This is a genomic window from Sulfurimicrobium lacus (assembly GCF_011764585.1).
Lineage (GTDB): Bacteria > Pseudomonadota > Gammaproteobacteria > Burkholderiales > Sulfuricellaceae > Sulfurimicrobium > Sulfurimicrobium lacus.
In genome coordinates this window covers 1,808,903-1,832,788 of sequence record NZ_AP022853.1, presented here as the reverse complement: position 1 = coordinate 1,832,788, position 23,886 = coordinate 1,808,903, and the positions used below count along the sequence as shown (strand labels likewise).

Sequence of the window (23,886 nt, the reverse complement as noted above, 5' to 3'; positions counted from 1 at the left end):
ACTTTCATTGTCCAGCGACGCCGGCTGCATGTTCAACTTCTGAAAAATAATGCCTTGATCTCATTAAGCTTGTCGCGCAACTGAGCGGCGCGCTCGAATTCCAGGTTCTTGGCGCAGGCCAGCATTTCCTTCTCCAGCTGCTTGATTTCCTTGGCCAGCTTCTTGTCGTCCAGATGCTCGTAATGCGCCATTTCCTGCGCGACCTTGAGTTCTTTCTGCGCCGTCTCGATATCGAACACGCCGTCGATAATGTCCTTGATGCGCTTGGTCACGCCCTTGGGCGTGATGCCGTGTTCCACGTTGTAAGCCACCTGCTTGGTGCGACGCCGCTCAGTCTCGTCCATGGCCCGCTGCATGGACTTGGTGATGCGGTCGGCGTAGAGGATCGCCCTGCCGTTGATATGCCGCGCCGCCCGGCCGATGGTCTGGATCAGCGAGCGCTCGGAGCGCAGAAAACCCTCCTTGTCGGCGTCGAGAATCGCCACCAGCGACACTTCCGGGATATCCAGCCCTTCGCGCAGCAGGTTGATGCCAACCAGCACGTCGAACACCCCCAGGCGCAGGTCGCGGATGATTTCCACACGCTCCACGGTGTCGATGTCGGAGTGCAGATAGCGCACCTTGACGCCATGATCGGCAAGGTAATCAGTCAAGTCTTCGGACATACGCTTGGTCAGCGTGGTGACCAGCACGCGCTCGCCCTTGACGATGCGCTCCGTGATTTCGGACAACAGGTTATCCACCTGGTTGATCGCCGGGCGAATTTCAATTATCGGGTCCACCAGGCCGGTAGGACGCACCACCTGCTCCACCACCTGCGCCTGGTGCTGGCTTTCATATTCCGACGGCGTGGCAGAAACGAAAATGCACTGGCGCATCACTTTCTCGAACTCGTCGAAACGCAGCGGACGGTTATCCAGCGCGCTGGGCAGGCGGAAGCCGTAGCCCACCAAATTTTCCTTGCGCGAGCGGTCGCCCTTGTACATGGCACCCACCTGGGGCACGGTGACGTGGCTCTCGTCGATGAACATCAGCGCGTTGGGCGGCAGGTAGTCGATCAGCGTCGGCGGCGGATCGCCCGGGTTGCGCCCGGACAGGTGGCGCGAATAGTTCTCGATGCCTTTGCAGAAGCCGATCTCGTTGAGCATTTCCAGGTCATAGCGGGTGCGCTGCTCGATGCGCTGCGCTTCCACCAGCTTGTGTTCCGAGTGGAAAAACTCGATGCGCTCGCGTAGTTCCGACTTGATGTTCTCGATCGCGCGCAGCACCGTGGCGCGCGGCGTGACGTAGTGGCTGGAAGGATAAACGGTGTAGCGCGGCACTTTCTGGTGGATGTGCCCGGTCAGCGGGTCGAACAGCGACAGGCTTTCCACCTCGTCGTCGAACATGGACACGCGGATCGCGGTCTCGGCGCTTTCCGCCGGGTAGATGTCCAGCACGTCGCCGCGCACGCGGAAGGTGCCGCGGCTGAACTCGATATCGTTGCGGTCGTACTGCATCTCGGTGAGCCGCTTGATGGCCTCGCGCTGGCCGATTTTCTCGCCCTGGCGCAGGTGCAGGATCATGCCGTGGTAGTCCACCGGGTCGCCGATACCGTAGATGCACGACACGGTGGCGACGATGATGCTGTCTTCCCGCTCCAGCAGCGACTTGGTCGCCGACAGGCGCATCTGCTCGATGTGCTCGTTGATCGCCGAATCCTTCTCGATGAACAGGTCGCGCGACGGCACGTAGGCTTCCGGCTGGTAGTAATCGTAATAGGAGACGAAATACTCGACCGCGTTTTCCGGGAAAAACTCGCGCATTTCCGAGTACAGCTGCGCCGCCAGCGTCTTGTTATGCGCCATGATGATTGCCGGGCGCCCCAACTGGGCGATCACGTTGGCCATGGTGAAGGTCTTGCCGGAACCGGTCACCCCGAGCAGGGTCTGGAACGACAGGCCGTCGTGCAGCCCCTCCACCAGTTGGGCGATGGCATTCGGCTGATCGCCGGCCGGCTCGAACGGCTGATGAAGTTTGTACGGACTATTGGGGAAAGTGACGATCACAGGTAGAATTTGACGGTTTTGTTAAACAGCAGAATTGTACCACGCGGGCAAATACCCGACCCGCTTACTCAAGGATAGAACATTGGAACTGTCACAGCGCGTTCAAGCCATCAAGGAATCCCCCACCCTCGCCGTCACGGCCCGCGCAGCCAAGCTGAAAGCCGAGGGCAAGGACATCATCGGCCTGGGCGCCGGCGAGCCTGATTTCGACACCCCGCAGCACATCAAGGACGCCGCCAAGAAAGCCATCGACGACGGCTTCACCAAATACACCCCGGTGGGCGGCATCCCCAGCCTGAAAAACGCCGTCATCGCCAAATTCAAGCGCGACAACGGCTTCGACTACAACAACCGCGAAGTCATCGTCGGCGTGGGCGGCAAGCAGACCATCTTCAACCTGGTGCTGGCCGTCATCAACCCCGGCGACGAAGTCATCATCCCCGCCCCGTACTGGGTTTCCTACGCCGACATCACGCTGGTCGCCGAAGGCAAGCCGGTGATCGTCGATTGCGGCATCGAGCAAGGCTTCAAGATCACTCCCGCACAGCTGGCCGCAGCCATCACCCCTAGGACCAAGCTGTTCATGATCAACAGCCCGTCCAACCCCACCGGCGCGGTCTATACCCGGAGCGAACTGCAGGCGCTGGGCGAAGTGCTGATGAAAAACCCCCACGTGCTGGTCGCCACCGACGACATGTACGAGCACGTCAACCTCTCGGGCGAGAAATTCGTCAACATCCTCAACGCCACCCCGGAACTGAAAGACCGCTGCATCGTGCTGAACGGCGTCTCCAAGGCCTACTCCATGACCGGTTGGCGCATCGGCTACGCCGCTGGCCCGGAAAAAATCATCAAGGCGATGGAAATCCTGCAGTCGCAGTCCACTTCCAACCCCACCTCGATCTCCCAGGTCGCGGCCCAGACCGCGCTGGATGGCGACCAGGAATGCATCACCCCCATGGTCAAGGCCTTCCGCGAAAGACATGAATTTGTCGTGCGCCGCTTCAACGAAATGCCTGGCCTGAAATGTCTCCAGGCCGGCGGCGCGTTCTACGCCTTCCCCGATGCCCGTGCAGCCATCGCCAGCCTGCACCAGCGCGGCCTGATCAAGGAAGCCACCGACATGGCCCTGTCCGAATACCTGCTGGAAAAGGGCGTCGCCGTGGTCCCCGGCTCAGCGTTCGGCGCCGAAGGCTATTTCCGCATCTCCTTCGCCACCTCGATGAGCAACCTGGAAAATGCCCTGAACAGGATTCAGCAGGCTTTGTCGTAGCTTTTGCTTGCACAGATCGCGAGATTTCCATATAATTCGCGTCTTCAAATTGCGCCGGTAGCTCAGCTGGATAGAGTACTTGGCTACGAACCAAGGGGTCAGGAGTTCGAATCTCTTCCGGCGCACCAGAAATAAAGAAAAAGGCCATCTTCGGATGGCCTTTTTCTTTTCCTTAAAAAAATGCCGCTTCCAGCAACACCTCAGTGAGACAAGCCGGGAAATAATTCAAGCAATCCATCCGCCATGAATTGCACCGCCATGGAGGCAAGTATCAGCCCCATGACTCGGGTGGCGATGTTGAGTCCGCCCGTGCCCAGACGCGCGCCGATCGGCTCGGCCAGCCGCAATACCACCCAGACGATCGTTGCGACACCGCATATCCCCAGGCTGAACGCGAGCTTGTCGGTCAGGCTGATCACCTGATGCGCATCGACGATAGTCAGACTGATCGCCCCTGGCCCTGCCAGCAGGGGAATCGCCAGCGGCACCACGGCAATGTCATTCTTGACCTCCGCCTCGGCCTGCTCTGCATCAGTGTGCTTGGCCTGACTGGTTCTGGCATCGAACATGGCGATGGCGATGATCAGCACCAGCAGGCCGCCTGCGATACGGAATGCCGGGATGCCGATACCGAAGAACGACAGCAAAGCATCACCCCCCCAGACTGCAAGCGTAAGGATCACCGCCACTGCAACAGAGGCCTTGAACGCAGTGCGGTACATCTCCTCCGGGCGACGATCCGCCATCAGGCTGAGGTAAATGGGAATGGCGCCGAGCGGATTCAGGATGGCGAAAATACCCACCAGATATTTTATGTGCTCGGTCCAAACGGGCAATAGTGTCATAAGCTTCTTTTTAGAGTTGAAATCGTGTTGCGGCCATTGCCGCTCCCATACAACTTACACCAGAATGAAAAATCCATCTCGGCTTGTCGATCATTTTTCAAGCACCGGCTTTGAGCCCCTGCCCGCTTACAGCACATAATTCAGGATTGCAACGTAATGGGCGGCGCTGCCGGCGATCACGAACAGGTGCCAGACACCGTGTGCGTGGGGGATGCGGGTATCAAGCGCATAGAATACGATACCGATCGTATAAAACAGCCCGCCGGCCGTGAGCCAGGCGAAACCGGCCGACCCCAGCGCTTGTCGCAACGGGACCAGGGCCGCCAGGACCACCCAGCCCATCACGACGTAGAACACCACTGACAGGATTCGCGCACCGCTCTTCGACCTCAGTTCCTGCAGGCTGCCGAGCACCGCGAGCCCCCATACCACACCGAACAGCGACCAGCCCCAAGGGCCGCGCAGCGTCACGAGACAGAACGGGGTGTAACTGCCGGCGATGAGGAGATAGATGCTGTGGTGATCCAGCTTGCGCAGGATGTCCTTGGCACGCCCGCGCAAGCTACTGTGGTAAAGCGCGGAAAAGCTGTAAAGCAATACCAGCGTCACGCCGTAGATGGCGACGCTCGCCACCTTCCACCGATCACCGTCCTGCGCCGCCACCACGATGAGCACGATGGCGCCAGCGAGCGCCAGCACGGCCCCGACGAGATGAGTCAAAGCGTTGAACCTCTCCCCATAGTGCATTTGGTTGGCAGTATCCTTGCGATGGCCATGTCCCTCCATGACGAGGCGCGGCATGGACCGTTGAGCGGGCTACGACTTTTTCTCAGCCCGGGTTGGCCGCCCCGGCACAGGCGTCGCCACCGGGCATGTAACGATAAATTCGACACCTTCCTGAAGGTTACGCGCTTCGATTCGGCCACTCAGATGATTTTCCACGATCATTCTCGACATGTAGAGCCCGATGCCTGTGCCGGTTCCCTTGGTCGTAAAGTAGACGTCGAATATCTTCGGCAGGATGTCTTCCGGAATCCATCCGCCGTTGTTTTTCACGCTGAGCGTCGCTTGGCCGTCGGTACGCTCGCCGCGTATCTCGATCAGGCCATCTTTGCGGTCCGACGAGATGATCGCTTCTTTGGCGTTGGTCATGATATTGAGCAGCACCTGGGCAAACTCGTTGGGAAAACCGCACACCAGCGCGTCGTCGGTGATTTTCTGATCGACCTTGATGTTGTGCGCCGACAGGCTCGATCCGATGATTTCCATGACATTTTCGACCACCGCGCGGAGACTGAAAACGGTCTTTTCCCTGTTGGGCTTGAAGAAATCGCGAAAATCGTCGATGGTGGAGGACATTCTGCGCAGCAGGTTTTGCGCCCTGCCGATGGCGTCGCCCAGGGATTTTGGCGTCAGTTCGTGGAACTCATAATCTTCCTTGATGTTCGTGATCAGGAGGGAAAGCGCGCTCAGCGGCTGCCGCCATTGGTGAGCGATGTTGCCGATCATCTCTCCCATCGCTGCCAGTCGCGACTGCTGGATCAGCAGCCGTTCCTGTTCCGTGTTCTTCGCCACCTCTTCCGCGACCCGTTGCTCCAGGGTGGCATTGAACTCCCGCAGCGCATCTTCGACCTCCTTGATCCGTCGATAAGCACGGGCGTTTTCGATGGCCAGGGCGCAAACGCCGGCGATGGACAGCGCCAGGTTGAGATAGCTGTCGCGGAATTCCGGAAAAGCGAAACCGTCTGCAGCGACGACTCCCAGCGGTTCACCCGCACTGGAGATGCGCAGGAGAAAGCCCGTGCCCGAGGCGCTCCAGGCCCGGTCGTCATGCAGAGCCCTGACTTGGCTCGACAGTTCCGGCAGCGCTTCGTCGAACTGTGCGACGCCGCCCTCGAAGCGCACATAGTGAAACTCCTGAGGCGCGAACAGCATGCGGAACATCTCTTCGATTGCCGCGATCGTCTCATGCTCGTCCTTGAGCTGCGCCAGCCGGCCGAGAAAATCCATGGCGGAAATATGGTCGGCCAGTTCGCGCGCATGGCGATGGTCTCGCTCCTGCGCCTGCTTCCGCTCCCCCTCCAGGCGCCACTCGGCCACCAGTCTGGCCAGCAGCAGGCGTGTGTAATCGATGCCGACAGCCACGCTTGAAGCTGGCAACTTGACCGCGTCCGCCAGTTCGGCAAGCTTGAGGGAACTATTCTGGATAACGCCGGTGTCGAGCAGCAGCAGTTCGCGGGCGAAATCGTGAAAGAATCCCGCCGCGCCCCCCTCGTCGAAACCCAGCCTGCGCAGGTTGCCGCGCCAGTCGTCGAGCCAGCCGGGGGTGATGAGATAAGCACCCCGCGCGATCGCATCGTCGACAAGGGTCGCGCTCGCCACCAGATGGAAACACTCTTTCTGGGCCACCAGGCGCACCGGCGGCCAATCCTCGGGCGGGTTGTCCAGCCCCTTTAGGCAGGCGCGCCCGAAGATCATTACCTGGGCGCAGCCTTCTGCCACAAGGGGACGCAGTTCGTCCCAGCTCAGTGGCGGACGGCCGCAGCGAGCAGGATAAGCAGCGACGCACACGTCAGACCAGCCTTCTGCTGCGACAGCCGCCATGACCTCGGCGCGAACATTCTGGCAACACAGGAGGCACAGTTTTCCGCTCATGACGCTATTCCACCCAGTCCAGTGGATAGCGCCCCCAAAGGTCGACGGCTTCGCGAATGGCCAGCAGGACTTCGTCCGGCACCTGCCACGGGATTTCGCCGTGATTATCGGCGAGGATGAAGCCGCCGCCGCGCCCGGCCTTGGCAATCGCCTGCTTCACTTCGTGCTCTGCCTCGGCCCCTGTCCAGTGCCGCATCGTCACGCCGTTCAGGTTGCCCAGCAGGGTAAGCCTATCGCCCACGGCAGACTTCCACTCGGTCAGGTCCTCCAGGGTGCTGACGCCCACTGCCGGCGTCCCGGTGGCGACGATGTCCTCGGCGATGCCCAACCCGCGCCCCGAGGCGAGATGGATCGCCGCCGGCCCTTTGATCAAACGCAGGGTCTCCATGGCCACCCGGTGGCCGGTCTTCAGGTAGAGCGCCCGCGGGATGTTGGTGGTCGAGGACATCGGGTCGGCATAGCCGATGGCCGTGGCGCCCGCAGCCAGCTGGGCGTTGGCCCAGTCCGCGCAGAATGACTGGTTGACCGCCATCAGGCGGGCGAAACGCTCCGGTTGCTCGTAGATCAGCTCGATGTAGCGGTCGAATCCCATCTGCAGGATGGGCAGCGAGAAGGGAGAAATCACCGAGCCCATGATGGGTACGCTGTCCCCCACCCGCTCTTTCAAAATACGGATGGTCTCCAGCCCGCGTTGCAGGCAGGCCAAGTCCGCTACCCGCGGCGGTGCGAGGCGGTCGATGTCCTCGCTGCGGCCGATGACAGGGCCGCCAGAATTGGGCGGCCCGTCGTCGATGAAGATGGTCTCGCCGCCGAAGGCTTCATTTTCGAGTGAGGCGTAGTAGAACGGGTAGAGGCAGTCGCTGCGGTACTTCTCCAGCAAGCGCATCTGCCCCTCGGCCACGAACTCGGCGCGGGAAAAATAATCGCGGATGCTCAGCCCCAGCTCCTTGGCCCCGTGCATGGTGGTGAGGAGGAACAGGGGGACGCGGTCGGGCTCCTGATGCGCCATGGCCGTCATGACTCTTTGCATCGAGGTCATCATGCCATTTCCTCCATCCAGCGACGGACGATGGCCACGGCATCTGCAGCGGTGCGGCCCATGACATCTGCGCCCACCTCGCGCCACAACTCGGGATCGAACAGAAAAGGCGCGCCACCCACTGCGATGCGGATCTCGATTCCCTTGGCGTCCAGGGCCGCGCGCAACGCCTTCACCTTGAGCGCGGCGGGCAGCATGAGGACAGAGACCAGCAGTATCTTCACGTTGTCGGACTGGACACGCTCCACCAGCTCTCCCACGTTCATGCGCCCGTAATCGAGAATATCGAAACCGCTCGCACGCATGACGGCGAGGACGATGCGCTTGCCGAGCATGTGGTAATCGCTGAGAACGACGATGGCCTGGCGCGGCTGACCTTTCCGCTCAGGGGCCATGGGAGGCAGCACGCGCTCGATCATTTCCTCGCAGATGCGGCTGCTCATGTAGATCTGGGACAAAGCGACCGTGCCGGCTTCCCACGCAGCCCCGAGCTGTTCCAGCGCAGGAACGATCACCCCCTCCGCGACTTCCATCGGCGAATAGCGGAGCATCGCCCGCTGAAAAAGCGCCTCAATACGGGGGCGATCCAGAGATTCCAGGGCTTCTCGCAGATCGCGCGTCAACGCATCCATTTCGTCCCTCCGCGCAGGAAATCAGGCTTTCCGAGAGCTGCCTGAACCAGACGTTCATATATTGCACTTCGTCATCCTGAACAGCAAGGAAGTACGGAATGGCGTTATAGTTGGAACACCCTATTCCCGGCGAATGGCTACTGGAACGATCATGGCATGGTTGCGTTCTACTACCCGATTGAGGAATTTGCTTCACGCCGTTCTGCTGATCGGCGCAATGGCAGCCATTGCCTCCTCGATCGGCTGGCTGGTTTGGGGTGATGTTGCGGTAATCTGGACTGCGGCCATGGTCGCCTTTGGTCTTGCCCTTTCCCGGAACACGCCAAGCAACTGGATTTTGGCGCTGCTCCGCGCCGTACCCCTGAGCCCGGCACAGTGGGCCGAAGGCTATGCGCTGGTGGAAGAGCTCAGCCAGCGTGCCGATTTGAACCATGCACCGCGGCTTTATTACTTGCCGTCACCCGAGCCCAACGCGATTTCCCTGGGGCGGGGAAAGCAATCAGTTATCGCCATCACGCAGGGCCTGCTGCAACTCCTCGACGAGCGGGAATTGGTCGGCGTCCTGGCCCATGAAATCAGCCATTTCCGCGCCAACGACATCGGCCTTTTGAACCTGGCCGCCTTACTGTCCCAGCTAACCGTCCTGATGGCATTTTTCGGCTTGTTGCTGGTTGTCGTGAGCCTGCCGATCTACCTGATTTCCGGCCAATCGCCGCCATTGCTGCTGATCCTGCTGCTGGTGCTGGCACCTTATGCTGTGACACTGCTCACGCTGGCCTTGTCCCGTGCACGGGAATTCGACGCCGACCTGAATGCGGCATTGTTGACCGGAGATCCCGCCGGGCTGGCGTCGGCGCTCGACAAGCTGAAACAGCTGCACGGAAGTTACTGGGAACAGATTTTCCCTGGCAGAACACGTTCGTCGCCCTGGCTGCAGAGCCATCCCAGCACGCGCGAGCGGATAGCCCGCCTGCTCAGCTGAAGTCCTGACCCGGTGGCAGCGCCAAAGTAGTACACTTTTGTAACCGACGGAGTGCTTCTCGCGTTTGTGACGCTTGAAGTGATTCCGCCCTGCTTGCGTGAAACATCCGAGCTTGAGGGGGCGCCGTTGCAAACAACATCAGACGACAGGCAGACAAGTTCCGTACCTATCGGCCTTATTGAAGAGGTTCATGGTCCTGTAGTCGACATCGCCTGCGACCGCCTCCCGCCGCTCAACCAGGCGCTGTTCGCCGCTTTCGGCGGCGAACGCTTCACCTTCGAAGTGCACCGCCACCTGGACGAACGCCGTGCCCGCGCCATCGCCCTGCATCGCACCAGTGGCCTCAGACGCGGCCTGCCTGTATTCGACAGCGGCGGCCCGCTGCAGGTCCCGGTTACACCAGACTGCCTGGGGCGCATGGTCGATCTGTTCGGCGCACCGCTGTATGGAGGCAGCCCGTTGCCCGCCGATGAATTCCGCCGCATCAACGCGCCGCCCGCCGCGCTTTCCGAGAGCACCGCCGCCACGGAAATCCTGGAAACCGGGATCAAGGTCATCGACCTGCTCTGTCCCTTCGTCAAGGGCGGGAAGACCGGTCTGTTCGGCGGTGCGGGCCTGGGCAAGACCGTGCTCATCATGGAGTTCATCCATGCCATCGTTCACCTCCAACAGGGCGTATCGGTGTTCGCCGGCGTGGGCGAACGCATCCGCGAAGGACATGAACTGTGGCACGACATGCTGCGTGCCGGCGTCATGCCACGTACCCTCATGGTGTTCGGGCAAATGGACGAATCGCCCGGCGTGCGCTTCCGCGTGGGTTTGTCTGCCCTGACCTATGCCGAATATCTGCGCGACAAGCTGTCGCTGGAAGTGCTGTTCCTGATGGACAACGTGTTCCGCTTCGTCCAGGCCGGCAGCGAAATTTCCGGCCTGTTGGGCCGCATGCCTGCCACCGTCGGCTACCAGCCCACCCTGATCAGCGAGGTGGCGGAATTGCAGGACCGCATCACTTCCACGCGCCACGGCAACATCACTGCGGTGGAAGCCGTTTACGTTCCGGCCGACGACATGACCGACCCCGCCGTCAGCACCATACTCAAGCACCTCGACACGGTGGTGATTCTCTCGCGGGCACAGGCGAGCAAGGGCATCTACCCGGCTGTGGATCCGCTGCGCTCGATGAGCAAAGTCATGGATCGCACTTTCCTCGGCGAGCGCCACTACGCGGTGGCGGCCGCCGTGCGCGAGCACCTCGCCCGCTACCACGAGCTGGAAGACGTGATTGCCATGCTCGGCCTCGAGGCCCTTTCCGACGTGGACCGCTGCATCGTGCTGCGAGCGCGCCGCCTCCAGCGCTACCTCACCCAGCCCTTCCATGTGGTGACCGAACACACCGGCATTCCCGGCGCGTCCGTCCCGCTCGCCGACACCCTGTCGGACTGCGAAGCCTTCCTGCGCGGCGAGTACGACGACCTCCCCGAGGAGCGCTGCTACATGCGCGGCAGCATGGGGATGGGCAGCCGATGAAAACCTTCGCGCTACATTTGTACAGCGCCACCCAGCACGAGATCATCGAGGGGGTGACCAGCTTTGTAGGGCAGGACGACTCCGGCAGCTTCGGCATCCAGGCGGGGCACGCGCGCATGATGACCGCCTTGAGCTATGGCCTGGCGCGCTATCGCGATGCAAACGACACATGGGTCTACCTGGCCCTGCCCGGCGGACTGCTCTATTCTGTCGACAACGCCCTCTACATCATCACGCGGCGTTATTTCTCCGACCCCGACTACCAACGCATCAGCGCCATGCTGCTCGACCGGCTCCTCAAAGAAGAGGAGGAACTGCACGCGGTGAAGCAGAATCTCTACCGCCTGGAACAGGAGATGCTGAAACGCTTGTGGAAAATGGAGCGAGGAGCGCTATAGCCATGGAAAACGGCGAGAAGCTCAAGCATAAAGTCGAACAGCAGGCGCGCCGCATGCAGCAGGCCGAACGTGAGCGCTCGTCCCTGCTCGCGCTGTCCGTCTATCTCGGCACGCTGGCCTTGCTGCTGGCGCTGCCGGTGGTGATCGGGGCCTATCTCGGCAACTGGCTGGACGAGCTGGTCCAGGGCTACTCGGTGCGCTGGACCGTCGGCCTGATCGTGGTCGGCGTTCTGGTCGGCGCACTCAACGTGTATCTCTTCGTCAGGGGGCACTGATGGAAAAAGCGATAACCCTGTTTCACCTCGGCCCGCTGGCGATCGGCGAAGCTGTGGTCACCACCTGGGGCATCATGCTTGTATTAGGGCTGGTTTGCTGGCTCGCCACGCGGCGCCTGAGTCTCGATCCGGGGCCGTTCCAGCTTGCCCTGGAAGGCATCGTTGCGGCGATGCAGGCGGCGATCGAAGCCATCCTTCCGGACAAGTCGCTGCTGGTGCTGCCCTTCATCGGCACGTTGTGGATATTCGTCCTGGTCGCCAACCTGGTCGGCGTCATTCCCGGCCTGTCCTCGCCCACCAGCAATCTTTCGGTCACTGCCGCGCTCGCCATCCTGGTGTTCTTCTCGGTGCACTGGTACGGCGTGCGCGTCGACGGCTGGCTCGCCTACCTGCGCCATTACGCGCGGCCCAGCCCGCTCCTGCTGCCGTTCCATGTCATCAGCGAAATTTCGCGCACCGTGGCGCTCGCCGTGCGCCTGTTCGGCAACATCATGAGCCTGCAGATGGCGGCCCTGCTGGTACTGCTGGTGGCAGGCTTCCTCGTGCCGGTGCCCTTGCTGATGCTGCACATTGTGGAAGCGGTGGTACAGGCGTATATCTTTGGCATGCTCGCGCTGATCTACGTTTCCGGCGCGATGCAGTCGCAGGAATTTCAGAAAAACAAGGAGGGAGAAAACCATGAGTGACATGACGTGGTTCACTATTCTGTCGACGCTGGGGGCGGTGCTGGCCATCGCGCTCGGCGTCATGTTCCCGGCGCTCGCCATGGGCCGTGCCATCAGCCAGGCACTGGACGCCCTGGCTCGCCAGCCGGAAGCCGAGAAATCCATCACGCGCACCCTGTTCATCGGGCTGGCGATGATCGAATCGCTCGCCATTTACGTCCTGGTCATCGTGCTGATCGTGCTGTTCCGCAACCCGCTGCTGGAATACCTGCTTAACAAATAGAACCGGGGACTGGCCGTGGAACTTGACTGGACGACATTTCTGCTGGAAGCGATCAATTTCCTGGTCCTGGTGTGGATTCTGAAGCGCTTCCTCTATCGCCCGGTCCTCGACGTCATCGCCAGGCGCCGGGCGCAGATCGATCAGACCCTGGCCGCTGCGCGGAAAAGCCAGGACGAGGCGCTGGAACTGAAGGCGCAGCAGGAGCGATGCCTGGCGGAATGGGAGAGAACGCGAGACGCGGCCCAGACGCAGCTGATCGAGGAAATCGGCGCCAAGCGCGCGCGCATGATGGCCGATCTCGCCGCCGAGCTGCAAGGCGAGCGCGAAAGAAATGCCGCCCTCGAAAAGCGGCAGCTTCAGGAGTGGCAGCGCACGACCGAGATCACGGCGCTGACGCAGGCCAGCCAGTTCGCCGCTTCACTGCTGACGCGCCTGGCCTCGCCCGAGCTCGAAGACGCGCTGTTCGACGTGCTGCTGGAAGACTTGCAGAAACTCACGCCGGAAGAAACGAGACCGCTGATCGCGGCGGCGGACCGAAGCCAATTGCGCATCCACGTCGCCAGCGCATTCCCCCTGCCAGCCGGGCCGCGCGCGCAATTGCTCGAAACCCTGACCCGGCTGGTGGAGCAAGAACTGCCTGCGGAATTCAGCACCGATCCCGAATTGCTGAGCGGCGTCAGGATCAGCATCGGGCCTTGGGTGCTGCATGCCAATCTGCGCGACGAACTCGCATTTTTCAGCGGCAACGGCCATGGACGCGACTAAGAGAGACATTCGGGAAACCTCGCCGATTGCGGCAAGATCCGCCTGGCTGAAGAACTACAGCTTCCGGCTGCGCATCTCCGAGGTCGGCAGAGTCCTGTCCGTCGGCGACGGCATCGCGTGGATCTGCGACCTGCCGTCCGCCAGCATGGATGAAATCATCGAGCTGGAAGACGGCAGCCAGGCCCTGGTCTTCCACCTCGCCAAGGCACGCCTCGGCGTCATTCTCCTGCGCCAGACCGAGCGCCTGACCGCCGGCACGGCCGCCTACCTCACGGGAAAGCAGCTGAGCATCGGCGTCGGCGACGCCCTGCTGGGGCGCGTCATCGACCCGCTTGGCGAACCCCTTGACGGCCTCCCCCGCCCTGACACCGAGGCCAGCGGCGATCTCGACGTATTGTCGCCGCCCATCACCAGCCGCGACTTTGTCCAGAAGCCGCTCTACACCGGCAACAAGATCATCGACACGCTGATCCCGATCGGCAAAGGGCAGCGCCAGTTGTTCATCGGCGACAACAGCACGGGCAAGAGTTCGCTGGCGCTCGACACCGTGATCAACCAGAAGGGGAAAGACGTTTTTTGCGTCTATGTCCTGATCGGCCAGAAACGCTCCTCGGTCGTGGGCACCATCGAAACCCTGCGCCGGGCGGGTGCCCTGGAATACACCACGGTCGTCGCCGCTGAAGCCACGGCCATGCCCGGCCTGAAATATCTGGCACCGTTCGCCGGCTGCACCGTGGCGGAAGCCTGGATGTGGCAGGGCAAAGACACGCTGGTCATATACGACGACCTCACCACTCATGCGCTCAGCTACCGCGAACTCTCGCTGCTGTTGCGCCGCCCGCCGGGGCGGGAGGCCTACCCCGGCGACATCTTCTATCTCCATGCGCGCCTGCTGGAGCGCTCCACCTGTCTCGTGGCGCACTGCGGCGGCGGCAGCATGACCGCGCTGCCCATCATCGAAACCGAACTGGGCGAAATCGCGTCGTACATCCCCACCAACCTGATCTCCATCACCGACGGTCAGATCTACATGGATGCGCAACTGTTCGCGCGCGGCTTCCTGCCGGCGCTCGACGTGACGAAGTCCGTCTCGCGTATCGGCGGCAAAGCGCAGCATCCGGCGATCAAGGCCGAAGCCGGCCGCATGAAGCTCGACTACCTGCAATTTCTCGAACTGGAAGTTTTTACGCGCTTCGGCTCCCGGCTCGAGGCCAGCATGGAAGCCCGCATCAAGCGCGGACAGACCCTGCGCGAACTGATGAAACAGGACCGCCTGAGCCCGCTGCCGATCGAATTCGAAATGGCCTGGCTGGTCGCCCACAACGAAGGGCTGTTCGATCTGGTCGAACGGGCACAGCTTGCGCCACGACTGGAGCGGCTGCGGCAGCAGGTGGCCGACTCCGGCCTGACGCTCGCCGACGGCAGGGAGCAATGGCGCAACGCAGTCTGGATGTGGCTGACGGAGGGTGAGCATGAGCCGCCGGCATGAGCTGCAAAGCCGGGTCGCCGGCCTGGGCGAAATCGAAGGCATCATGGTCGCGATGAAAAACCTGGCCCTCATGGAAACCCTGAAGCTCACGCGTTTCCTCGCCATCCAGCAGGAAGCCGTGGCGACGATCGAGACCGTCGCCAGCGATTTCATGGCCCATTACGGCAACGCATCGGCACACGACCAAACCGTGCGCAATGCCTACCTCGTGGTCGGTTCGGAACACGGCTTGTGCGGCGACTTCAACGAAAGCATCGCGCAGGCAGTTCAGGAACGATTGCCTGAAGCGGACAGGCCGCCGGTTGTCGCCGTCGGCCATCGGCTGGCCGCCAAACTGGAAGACTACCCCGCCCTCGCCGCCGTAATCGGCGGCCCCAGCGTGGCGGAAGAAGTGGAAGCGGTGTTGAGCGCCGTCATCAGCCAGTTCACGCTGCTGGAACGCGCACTGCCGGGCGGCCAACTGCTCGGGCTGGTCGTCATCTACCACAGCAGCGAAACGGAAGACATCAAGATGCGCCGCCTGCTTCCCCTGCCCGAACCGAAGCCGCTGGCCCATCACTATTCCCATGCACCGCTGCTCACGCTCGCGCCCGACGATTTCCTCGCCAAGCTCACCGACCACTACCTTTACGCTGCACTCCATGAAGCTTTTTACAGCTCGCTGATGGTGGAAAACCAGCAACGCCTCGAGCACATGGACAAGGCCATCCGCCAACTGGACAAGCGCGTGACCGAATGCGCCCTGCACATCAATCGCCTGCGCCAGGAGGAAATCACCGAGGAAATCGAGACCATCATGCTGAGCCTCGAGGCGCTGGGCATGAGCGAATGAATCCGGATATCTCGCGCGGGAAGCCTGCCGCGTTCACCCTACCTTGAAGGTCATGAATACAGACGCGATCCCCAGCAAGGTCAGCCCGGCCAGGAAGATCGATTCGGCAATGTTTTCCAGTTGCGCCGAGCGCTGCGTGTTGCGCGCCGAATAGAAAGAAAATGCCGAACAGATGACGAACAGTACACTGTCGATGGCGAGCAGTTTATCCACGTAGAAACCAACGGTTCCGGCATGCATCAGGCGGATGATCCCGATTGCCGTCACACAGACGCCGACCATGGTTGCCGAGGTGGGCAGGATGTGACCGGACAGGTCGACCGATTCTCTTTGTTTTCCCATGAGGCACCGTATATTCAGGACAAACAGCAATATGGGGCTGCGGCCAGCGAAGCGCCGCAGCCCCTTGTTTTGGTCGAAGACTTGCGAACGTTACCCGAGGTTGAGGGGGATAAATATCTTGTTCGAATCACGCAGGATCAGCAGCGCCACGTGCTTTCCGGCTTTAGCGGCGAGACTGCGCAACTGCTCGACGCTGTTCACCGGCGTGCCGTTGAGCGACAGCACCACGTCACCGGCCTGGATGCCTGCACGCGCGGCCGGGCCGGCAACATCTTCGACCAGCAGTCCCCCGGGAACGCCGGCCTGCCGCTGTTCATCCCGGTCCAGCGGCCTGACCGCCAGCCCCATGCGACCTTGCTGCACGCTGCCCTCATCGCCGCCGGCAGTCTGGTCCGCTTTCATTTCGCCGACGGTGACCGTCAGCGTTTTGGGGGTGCCTTTACGGATCAGGGTCAGTTTTATCGACGTGCCCGGCTGCAGGTCGGCAACCAGTGCCGGCAGGTCGGTCGAACTGTTGATGTCCTTGTCGCCAAGACGCACGATCACATCCGCAGGCTCAATGCCGGCGCGGCCTGCCGGGCTATCTTTTTCCACCGAGCTGACCAGGGCGCCCTTGAGTTGCTTCAGGCCGAATGAATCTGCAAGCGCCTGACTGACGTCCTGGATCACGATCCCCAACCGCCCGCGCGTGACCTTGCCGTGGAGCAGCAACTGGTTCTGCACCTTGCTCGCCACATCGATCGGGATGGCAAACGACAGTCCCTGGTAGCCGCCTGTCTGGCTATATATTTGCGAATTGACGCCGATCACTTCACCCCGGACGTTGAACAGCGGCCCGCCGGAATTGCCCGGATTCACCGCGACATCGGTCTGGATGAAAGGAACGTAGTTGTCCTGCGGCAGCGTGCGCGACTTGGCACTGATAATGCCCGCGCTGGCCGAGTTCTCGAATCCGTAAGGAGAGCCGATCGCCAGCACCGGCTCGCCCACCTTGGCGCTGGCGGGATCGCCGATCTTCACTACGGGCAGGTTGCTGGCAGCGATCTTGAGCACGGCGATGTCGGACTGCTTGTCCTTGCCGATCACCTTGGCCTTGAATTCCCTGCGATCGGTCAGCTTGACGGTGACTTCCTGCGCGCCGTCGACCACGTGTGCGTTGGTGAGGATCACGCCGTCGCTGTTGACGATAAAGCCCGAGCCCTCGCCGCGCGTGATCTGACCATTGCGCGGCAGATTCGGGAAATGCGGTCCGAAGCGGCGGAAGAAATCGTAAAACGGGTCGTTGGGGTCCAGGTTAGGCATGCCATTCGTCACATCGTTGACCCGCGCCTGGCTGCTCACGCTGATATTGACCACGGCGGGGCCGTAGCGCTCGACAATGCCGGAAAAATCGACCACACCCGAGGGCGCGGCCACGCTGCTGACCGGTGCCGCGACGGGTACGGATTGCGCAAACATGGCAGCCTGCGCCTGGCCGGCGCCCGGCGACTCGAAGTGCACATAAGCGCCGACTGCAGCCGCGACGACGGCGGCGAAAACGGTGCTGCGGAAAAAAGCGTTTCGGTTCATGACGTTCTCCTTGCGATTCACGGTAGTTCTGGATCTACCTAAGGGATGCATCATAAAAAGGAAAAATTAAAACAAACTTAAAACCTCATCCCGCAGATGCTGCCACGGTCGCCAGCGGGAAGCGGATGTTCACGCGCAGCCCCCGCCCATCCGGCCCGGACTCCAGGGCAATGTTGCCGTGGTGGCGGTCGACGATGTTCTTCACGATGGCCAGCCCGAGCCCGCTGCCTTGCTCGATCTGGGCGCCCTCGCCACGGTAAAAGCGGTCGAATACCCGCTGCCTGTCCTCCTCGGGGATGCCTTCGCCGTTGTCTGTCACGCTCAGCACCGCTTGACCGGCAGAGGGGATAACGCTCACGTCGATGCGGCCGTGAGCCGGCGTGTAGCGCACTGCGTTGTCGACCAGGTTACCCAGCATCATGCGCAGCGCCTCGAAATCCCCGGTGACGAGCGTTGGCGTTCCTTCCTCGATGCCGAGATCGATGCTTTTTTGCGCGGCGATCGGCGCCTGCTCGCCGACCACCAGGCGGGCGATGTCGAGCAGGTCGACGCGCTTGAACGTAGTTTCGGATACATCGGCTTCCTGCCGGGAAAGGGTGAGTAGCTGCTGAACCAGGTGGGAGGCGCGCTCCAGGCCCTGTTTGAGGTCGGCGATCGCCGCTTTCCGTTCGCTGTCGTCCTGTGCGTGTTCGACCATCCGGATTTGCAGCTTCAGCGCGGTAAGCGGCGTGCGCAGTTCATGCGCGGCGTCGGCAACGAAAGAACGCTGTATCCCGATCGAGCGTTCGAGCCGGGCAAGCAGGTCGTTGAGTGCATGCGTCAGGGGCTCGATCTCCTCCGGCAGGCCGGCGCTGGAAATGGGCGAAAGCGATGTCGAATCGCGCGCCTGCACATCGTGCGCAATGCGCCGCACGGGAGCCAGGCCGCTGCCCACGGCGAGCCAGATCAGCCCGCCCATGAACGGCATCAGGATCAGCAGGGGCAGGGTCATCCTGAACGCCGTCTGCGCCGCGATGGCGCGTCGCGCGCTGAGCGGCTGAGCCACCTGCACCACGGTTTCGCCCAGTTGCGCGCTGTATACGCGCCATACGCCGTTGGGGGTGGAGACGTTGGTGAACCCCAGTTCCGCGCGTTGCGGCAGGCTCGGATGGCGCTGCGAAAGATAAATGGGAATACCGGTTTTATCCCAGATCTGGATCACGACGTCCTCATCGATGTCGAATTCGTCGCCGGGGACCGATGCCAGCGGGGCGAAAGCATTGTGCGGGAGAGACGCCGCCATGCGCTTCATCTGGTAATCGAACAGTTCGTTGGCTTCCTCGCGCGCCTGGTAGTAAGTCAGGCCGGCAGCCACTGCGATCCCGGCGAACAGTCCGGCCGAGAGCCAGAGCAGCAGCGTGCGACGGATCGATCTCATGGGATTTTAGGCACCATGTAGCCGACGCCGCGCACGTTTCGGATGAAATCAGGACCCAGTTTCTTGCGCAGGGCGTGGATATAGACCTCGACGGTATTGCTCCCGACGTCGTCATCCAGACCGTACATTTTCTGCTGCAGCGAGGCAACGGAAAACACCGCGCCGGGGCGGGCGACAAAGGCCTCGAGCAACGCAAGCTCGCGCGCCGAAAGCGTGAGCGGCCTGCCGTCCAGCAGGGTTTCGTGGGTGATCGGATTCAGCACCAGCGTACCGTAGCGGATCAGGGGATCAGCCCTCCCCGCCTGGCGCCGCAACAAGGCATGAATGCGCGCCACCAGCTCGTCGAAATCGAAAGGCTTGACCAGGTAATCGTCGGCCCCGGCGTTGAGGCCCCTGACCCGGTCCGCCACGGCATCGCGCGCCGTCAGGATGAGCACGGGGATCGGGTTGTTCCGCTCGCGCAGGGTGCGCAGCACATCCAGCCCTTCCTTGCGCGGCAACCCCAGGTCGAGCAGCAGGAGGTCGAAATCCTCGCTCTGCAGCAGCAGCTCCGCAGCGCGTCCATCCTGCACCCAGTCGACAGCGAACCTCTCCTGGCGCAGCCCTTTGCGCACGCTCTCCCCTATCATCCTGTCATCTTCGACCAGCAGTAATCGCAAGCTTCCTCCTGAACTCCATTCTTGGCATGACGCACATTAGCGGCACAGCCTTAAAACAGACTTAAACCGGGCGTATTGCCTAAGGCAGCCGATCTGCCGCAAGGGTTCCGGAGCGCCCGGATTACCTACGTAATTATGGAACTTGCCTTTTGCTTGGCCCCGGAGTAGAAGAAAATATCCAAGCATGATGGCGGTGAATATCATGGCTTTAGCACCTATCAATGGTTCCTATATATCGACCGCTCTGGCTCAAGCGCGAGTGGCTGCGGACGAATCGCGTTTGAATGGAGATCAGGCCCGACTGCAGGAAGACCAGCGCCTGTTGCAACAGGACCGGGCGCGGCTCGCACAGCTGCAGAGGCAAACCCGTGCGCTCCAGCAAACGCAGACGTCCCAGGCGCTGCAAACGGGAGTGGACCGACTCACTCACAACGCACCGCCGACCGCGCAGACACCGCCACCGACAGTCAATACCAGCGGACAAGTAGTCGGCCGAGTCGTCAATGTCCTCGCCTGACACACCCGGGAAACCGGCTGCTCGGACTCCTTTTTTACACACGCCTCGCATTGTGCTGTAGGATTTAGCCCCTAATAAACATAGGGATTTACCCTATGACAACAACAAGACAAAGTTCCACTATCATTCTTTGCCGAAATTTTCAGATTACAAATATGCTACCGAACAGTATTGATACGATTCTCCAAAACGCCACCGTTCCGGTCGCAGTCTCCGTTATGCGGGGCGCCAAATGAAAGTTCCCGACTCGCTATCGATCGCCGCAAAAACGACACTGAAGCGAATTTTCGCTTCCAAGTCCTACGCTGGCTTCCCGGCACTGCTCTCCGCACACGAGCACTCCCCGCTTCTTTCTCGGCGCCGGGCTGAAATCATCTCATCGCGGGTACGCCTGGTCGCCGGGGCGTTCGCCGTTCTTACGCCGCTGTGGATCATCATAGACGTGCTGGCTTTCCCTTGGCCGATCATGGCCATGCTCATGGCTGGCCGCATCGTGACCAGCGCTGCTTTTATCCTTCTTGCGCTTTATTGCCGCGGCTCGTCCGACATCCGCATCGCTTACCGCGGAATGGCCGCCATGTTTGCCATTCCGACAGCGTTTTTTCTGTTCTCCCACCCCTTGCTGTCCCATTACCAAATGGCCGGCATGGCCGATGCGATCGCCGCGGGCTACGCCTTCCTGCCCTTTGTGATGGCCGCCGGATTGAGCGTATTCCCCCTGACTGCCAAGGAAGGACTTGCCTTTGCCACCCCTATCCTGTTGTCGGAAGGGGTAGTGGCAGTCATGCAGGTAGACATGTTGAGCTGGAGTTCCCATCTGGGCGCATTCTGGCTGCTGTTCCTGATCACCTCCGTCGCGACCCTGGCCGGCATGAGTCAATTGTCTTTCATGTCGGTCATCGTCGAACACAGCGCGCGCGACTCCCTCACCGGCGCGCTGAACCGCCTGAGCGGCGTGGACTTGCTGGATTTCCTGTTTCACCTGGCGAAAAGAAACGATGAGCCGCTTTCCGTCGTCTTCTTCGACCTCGACAACTTCAAAAAAGTGAATGACTTCTACGGTCACACCGAGGGCGACAGGGTATTGGCCAGATTTAGCAGTGCAGTGAAAAAGAATATGCGCAAGAGCGATCTGCTGCTGCGTTGGGGCGGGGAGGAATTCATCCTGGTATTGCCCAATGCTTCATGTGACATAGCCATGGAAAAGGTAGCGCAACTGCGTAAACAGGGCTTTGGGCTGCGCCCGGACAACCTGCCGCAAACGGCAAGTTTTGGCATTGCCGAATATACCGCCGACAACGCTAAGACCTGGGATGAACTGGTTGCCATCGCCGACCTGCGCATGTATCAAGCCAAAAGCACAGGGAAAGACGCGGTGGTGGGGTGCGGGACTTAATCCGAGGTTGCTTCGCTATCCACGCAGGGCCTGTAGTTCGGCGATCGTCATGCGCAGCCGGATCGACAGGTTAAGCGCCACGTTTTCGATGATGGCGAGCGTCAGATTAGGGTACTGCCTGGCCAAATTACTGAAGTTCTTGCCCGTCAACACGTAAACCTCGACATCCGAAAGCGCCAGCGCATCGGTCGCATGGCCGCCACCCTCGAGAAAACCCATGCCGCCAAGAAAATCTCCCGGTCCGCTGGTCACCAGGTGATAGCTGTCCTTTTTGTGGATCGGCACCGTAACCTTGACCGTGCCACGACGAATCATGAGCAGTTCATCGTCCTCGTCCCCGGCGCTGAGTATTTTATGACCCGCCTGGATGTGTCGGACAGTCATGACTGCCTCCAGCGTTTTCAGCGTTTCTTCATTTTGGTTCATGAAGATGGGAACTTGCCGCAGTTCGAGAGCCGGCAGGTTCTGGCTGACCACCGCACCGTCCCCCTGCGACATCACCCATTCCAGCGCCTCGTCGAGTTCGCGGAAGGCGAATGCCTTGTTGCTCGAACGCACCACCCCGGTGTCCTTGAGAAAGCGCTTCATCTTGAGTCCGCTGGGCAACCCCTTGGGAATGTCGCAGAACACCAGGTAAGCGTCCTTTTCTTCCAACTGGTCCTTGATCTGTTCCAGCATGTGCGTCGCCGTTACATCCAGCGACTGCACGCGACGCATGCTGAGGATAACGTATTTGCGCGTGCCTACTTCCTGCTCCAGCGCCAGCTGCAACTGGTTCGCAGTGCCGAAGAACAGGCTGCCCTGCAGTTCGAACACCACCGATTCGGCGGCATTGCGGGCGATGCGTTCCATGTCCTGGAATTTGTAGGCATGCTTGAGAAATACTTCATTGCCTTCGAAACGGTTGCGCACCACCGAACTGCGCGTCTGCTCGCGGATGAACAGGAGGATCGCCAAGGCCACACCCACGCCGGAAGCCACGATCAAGTCGCCGAAAATGGCCACCAGAATCACCGACAGGATGACCAGGAAGTCGAAGCGCGTGGACCGGCTGAAGAAGAACGCCAGGCTGTGCGTGTCTATCATGCGGAAACCGATGACGATGAGAATGCCCGCCAGGGCGGCGATCGGCACCCAGGCGATGAGCGGCGCCAGCAAAAGGAAAGCGATCAGCGTAAACACGCCGGCCATGAAACCGGAAAGGCGCGTGGTGCCGCCACTGGAAATGTTGATGACCGAAGCGCCCATGGTGCCCGATCCGGGCACGCCGCCGATCATCGCCGAGGCAATATTGCCCAGCCCCTGCCCCACCAGTTCGCGGTTCGAATCGTGGTGCGAGTTGGTCATGTTGTCGACCACCACGCAGGTTTTCAGGGTATCGATCGACAGCAGCGCCGCCAGCGTGAGCGCGGGCAGCAGCACCCCGAGAACATTGGCGCTTTCGAGGCTGGAAAGCGCCTGCCAGTGCTGACGCAGGATATCGGGCAGCCCGCTCTCGCCCTGCGCCAGCGCGCCCACCAGCAGCGGGTTGTTGTGGGTGGTCATGAGAGCCGGGTCTATCCACGCCAGCACCTGGTAACTCGCCACGCCGGCCAGCAGCGCGAGAATCGCCGCAGGAACGGCACGCGTGATGCGCGGCACCAGCACCATGGTCGCGATCACCGCGGCGCCGACCAGCAGGGACTGCCACACCCAGGTCGATGGCGCGCGCAAGGCAGCGAGCAGGTGCACGCCACCAGGTACGCCGAGAAGCTTCGGAATCTGGCTGCCGATAATGATCAGCCCCACACCGCTGAGATACCCGCTGACCACCGGGAACGGGATGAACTTGATGAGCCTGCCGACACCGAGCAGGCCGAGGGCGATCTGGATACTGCCGGCCAACAGGCCGATCATGCCCAGAAGCAACAGCACGGCCAGCGGCAAAACGCCCTGCTGGGTGAAGGTGATGGCCAGCGCCGACAGCACCGCGGCAGCCGGCGCGCAGGGCGAGGTGATCAGACGCGAACTGCCGCCGAACAGCGGCGAGACCAGCCCCAGCGCGGTGGCGCCGAGCACGCCGGCAAGCGCACCCTGCGCCTCGAACGAACCGCCCAGGGGCGCGTAGATGGTCACGCCGAAGGCAATGGCCGCGGGCAAAGCCACCAGCATGGAAGCCAGGCCGCCCCAGATATCGCCCGACAGGTGCTTGCCGCCGAAAAATCTCTTAAATCCGTCTGTTATTGCTGTTGGCGTCATGGCTGTCACTTGAATGCCGCGCATGGGATGCGCAAGTCCG

The 23,886-nt window shown here is 61.4% G+C and carries 23 protein-coding genes and 1 tRNA gene; 13 read left to right on the top strand and 11 right to left on the bottom strand.

The features are described 5' to 3' along the window. Positions 1 to 32 precede the first annotated feature (32 nt). The gene (gene uvrB / locus SKTS_RS09050) at positions 33 to 2,048 is read right to left on the bottom strand and encodes an excinuclease ABC subunit UvrB (protein ID WP_173063541.1); all 2,016 of its coding nucleotides are present in this window, start codon (positions 2,046 to 2,048) and stop codon (positions 33 to 35) included. Between the two features lie 82 nt (positions 2,049 to 2,130). On the opposite strand from uvrB, the gene SKTS_RS09045 reads away from it, so the two are divergent. Continuing rightward, positions 2,131 to 3,321 carry a pyridoxal phosphate-dependent aminotransferase gene (locus tag SKTS_RS09045; protein ID WP_173063538.1) on the top strand — a complete coding sequence of 397 codons (1,191 nt, stop codon included), beginning with the start codon at positions 2,131 to 2,133 and terminating at the stop codon, positions 3,319 to 3,321. Positions 3,322 to 3,372: 51 nt separating this feature from the next. After that, a tRNA-Arg gene (locus tag SKTS_RS09040) sits at positions 3,373 to 3,449 on the top strand. 72 nt (positions 3,450 to 3,521) lie between these two features. Here the strand turns inward: SKTS_RS09040 and SKTS_RS09035 are convergent. The 5 genes from SKTS_RS09035 to SKTS_RS09015 form a co-directional block, all read right to left on the bottom strand. Continuing rightward, positions 3,522 to 4,166, bottom strand: a complete 645-nt coding sequence (locus SKTS_RS09035) for a MarC family protein (RefSeq protein ID WP_173063535.1) — start codon at positions 4,164 to 4,166, stop codon at positions 3,522 to 3,524. A gap of 126 nt (positions 4,167 to 4,292) precedes the next feature. Next, the gene (gene trhA, locus SKTS_RS09030) at positions 4,293 to 4,913 is read right to left on the bottom strand and encodes a PAQR family membrane homeostasis protein TrhA (protein WP_173063532.1); all 621 of its coding nucleotides are present in this window, start codon (positions 4,911 to 4,913) and stop codon (positions 4,293 to 4,295) included. 69 nt (positions 4,914 to 4,982) lie between these two features. Continuing rightward, entirely contained in the window at positions 4,983 to 6,821 is a 1,839-nt protein-coding gene (locus tag SKTS_RS09025) for an ATP-binding protein (protein ID WP_173063529.1), read from the bottom strand. A 4-nt stretch (positions 6,822 to 6,825) separates the two neighbouring features. Next, positions 6,826 to 7,863, bottom strand: a complete 1,038-nt coding sequence (locus tag SKTS_RS09020; RefSeq protein ID WP_198420457.1) for a uroporphyrinogen decarboxylase family protein — start codon at positions 7,861 to 7,863, stop codon at positions 6,826 to 6,828. Next, positions 7,860 to 8,492 carry a cobalamin B12-binding domain-containing protein gene (locus SKTS_RS09015; RefSeq protein ID WP_173063526.1) on the bottom strand — a complete coding sequence of 211 codons (633 nt, stop codon included), beginning with the start codon at positions 8,490 to 8,492 and terminating at the stop codon, positions 7,860 to 7,862. Before SKTS_RS09015 ends, SKTS_RS09020 begins: the two co-directional genes overlap by 4 nt. Positions 8,493 to 8,643: 151 nt before the next feature. Between SKTS_RS09015 and SKTS_RS09010 the strand changes: the two genes are divergently transcribed. The 9 genes from SKTS_RS09010 (at position 8,644) to SKTS_RS08970 (ending at position 15,708) form a co-directional block, all read left to right on the top strand. After that, on the top strand, positions 8,644 to 9,474 hold the full coding sequence (locus SKTS_RS09010; protein ID WP_173063523.1) for a zinc metalloprotease HtpX: 831 nt from the start codon (positions 8,644 to 8,646) through the stop codon (positions 9,472 to 9,474). 126 nt (positions 9,475 to 9,600) lie between these two features. Then, positions 9,601 to 11,001, top strand: coding sequence for a F0F1 ATP synthase subunit beta (gene atpD, locus SKTS_RS09005; RefSeq protein WP_173063521.1), 1,401 nt, complete (start codon positions 9,601 to 9,603; stop codon positions 10,999 to 11,001). Next, positions 10,998 to 11,399 (top strand): F0F1 ATP synthase subunit delta/epsilon, encoded by a 402-nt coding sequence (locus SKTS_RS09000; protein ID WP_173063518.1) that lies wholly within the window; start codon positions 10,998 to 11,000, stop codon positions 11,397 to 11,399. The genes atpD and SKTS_RS09000 overlap by 4 nt, the downstream gene beginning before the upstream one ends. Positions 11,400 to 11,401: 2 nt before the next feature. Continuing rightward, complete coding sequence (locus tag SKTS_RS08995; RefSeq protein ID WP_173063515.1) at positions 11,402 to 11,674, top strand: AtpZ/AtpI family protein; 273 nt, start codon at positions 11,402 to 11,404, stop codon at positions 11,672 to 11,674. Further along, a complete protein-coding gene (locus tag SKTS_RS08990) occupies positions 11,674 to 12,360 on the top strand; it encodes a F0F1 ATP synthase subunit A (RefSeq protein WP_173063512.1) in 687 nt (228 codons plus the stop codon). The genes SKTS_RS08995 and SKTS_RS08990 overlap by 1 nt, the downstream gene beginning before the upstream one ends. Next, on the top strand, positions 12,353 to 12,622 hold the full coding sequence (atpE, locus tag SKTS_RS08985; RefSeq protein ID WP_173063509.1) for an ATP synthase F0 subunit C: 270 nt from the start codon (positions 12,353 to 12,355) through the stop codon (positions 12,620 to 12,622). Before SKTS_RS08990 ends, atpE begins: the two co-directional genes overlap by 8 nt. Positions 12,623 to 12,637: 15 nt before the next feature. Beyond that, complete coding sequence (locus SKTS_RS08980) at positions 12,638 to 13,387, top strand: F0F1 ATP synthase subunit delta (RefSeq protein ID WP_173063506.1); 750 nt, start codon at positions 12,638 to 12,640, stop codon at positions 13,385 to 13,387. After that, complete coding sequence (locus SKTS_RS08975; RefSeq protein ID WP_173063503.1) at positions 13,374 to 14,876, top strand: F0F1 ATP synthase subunit alpha; 1,503 nt, start codon at positions 13,374 to 13,376, stop codon at positions 14,874 to 14,876. Before SKTS_RS08980 ends, SKTS_RS08975 begins: the two co-directional genes overlap by 14 nt. Next, a complete protein-coding gene (locus SKTS_RS08970) occupies positions 14,860 to 15,708 on the top strand; it encodes a F0F1 ATP synthase subunit gamma (protein ID WP_173063500.1) in 849 nt (282 codons plus the stop codon). The genes SKTS_RS08975 and SKTS_RS08970 overlap by 17 nt, the downstream gene beginning before the upstream one ends. 33 nt (positions 15,709 to 15,741) lie before the next feature. Here the strand turns inward: SKTS_RS08970 and SKTS_RS08965 are convergent, their stop codons facing one another. From SKTS_RS08965 to SKTS_RS08950, 4 genes are all read right to left on the bottom strand, one after another. Next, a complete protein-coding gene (locus SKTS_RS08965) occupies positions 15,742 to 16,050 on the bottom strand; it encodes a hypothetical protein (protein WP_173063497.1) in 309 nt (102 codons plus the stop codon). Between the two features lie 90 nt (positions 16,051 to 16,140). After that, complete coding sequence (locus SKTS_RS08960) at positions 16,141 to 17,619, bottom strand: DegQ family serine endoprotease (RefSeq protein WP_173063494.1); 1,479 nt, start codon at positions 17,617 to 17,619, stop codon at positions 16,141 to 16,143. Between the two features lie 85 nt (positions 17,620 to 17,704). Next, on the bottom strand, positions 17,705 to 19,036 hold the full coding sequence (locus SKTS_RS08955; protein WP_173063491.1) for a sensor histidine kinase: 1,332 nt from the start codon (positions 19,034 to 19,036) through the stop codon (positions 17,705 to 17,707). Next, positions 19,033 to 19,695, bottom strand: coding sequence for a response regulator (locus SKTS_RS08950; protein ID WP_173063488.1), 663 nt, complete (start codon positions 19,693 to 19,695; stop codon positions 19,033 to 19,035). The genes SKTS_RS08955 and SKTS_RS08950 overlap by 4 nt, the downstream gene beginning before the upstream one ends. Positions 19,696 to 19,897: 202 nt before the next feature. On the opposite strand from SKTS_RS08950, the gene SKTS_RS08945 reads away from it, so the two are divergent. Continuing rightward, on the top strand, positions 19,898 to 20,212 hold the full coding sequence (locus SKTS_RS08945) for a hypothetical protein (RefSeq protein ID WP_173063485.1): 315 nt from the start codon (positions 19,898 to 19,900) through the stop codon (positions 20,210 to 20,212). A gap of 232 nt (positions 20,213 to 20,444) precedes the next feature. Further along, positions 20,445 to 21,608 (top strand): GGDEF domain-containing protein, encoded by a 1,164-nt coding sequence (locus tag SKTS_RS08940; RefSeq protein ID WP_173063482.1) that lies wholly within the window; start codon positions 20,445 to 20,447, stop codon positions 21,606 to 21,608. A 15-nt stretch (positions 21,609 to 21,623) separates the two neighbouring features. Here the strand turns inward: SKTS_RS08940 and SKTS_RS08935 are convergent, their stop codons facing one another. Then, the gene (locus SKTS_RS08935) at positions 21,624 to 23,870 is read right to left on the bottom strand and encodes a SulP family inorganic anion transporter (protein ID WP_244617485.1); all 2,247 of its coding nucleotides are present in this window, start codon (positions 23,868 to 23,870) and stop codon (positions 21,624 to 21,626) included. Between the last annotated feature and the right edge of the window lie 16 nt (positions 23,871 to 23,886).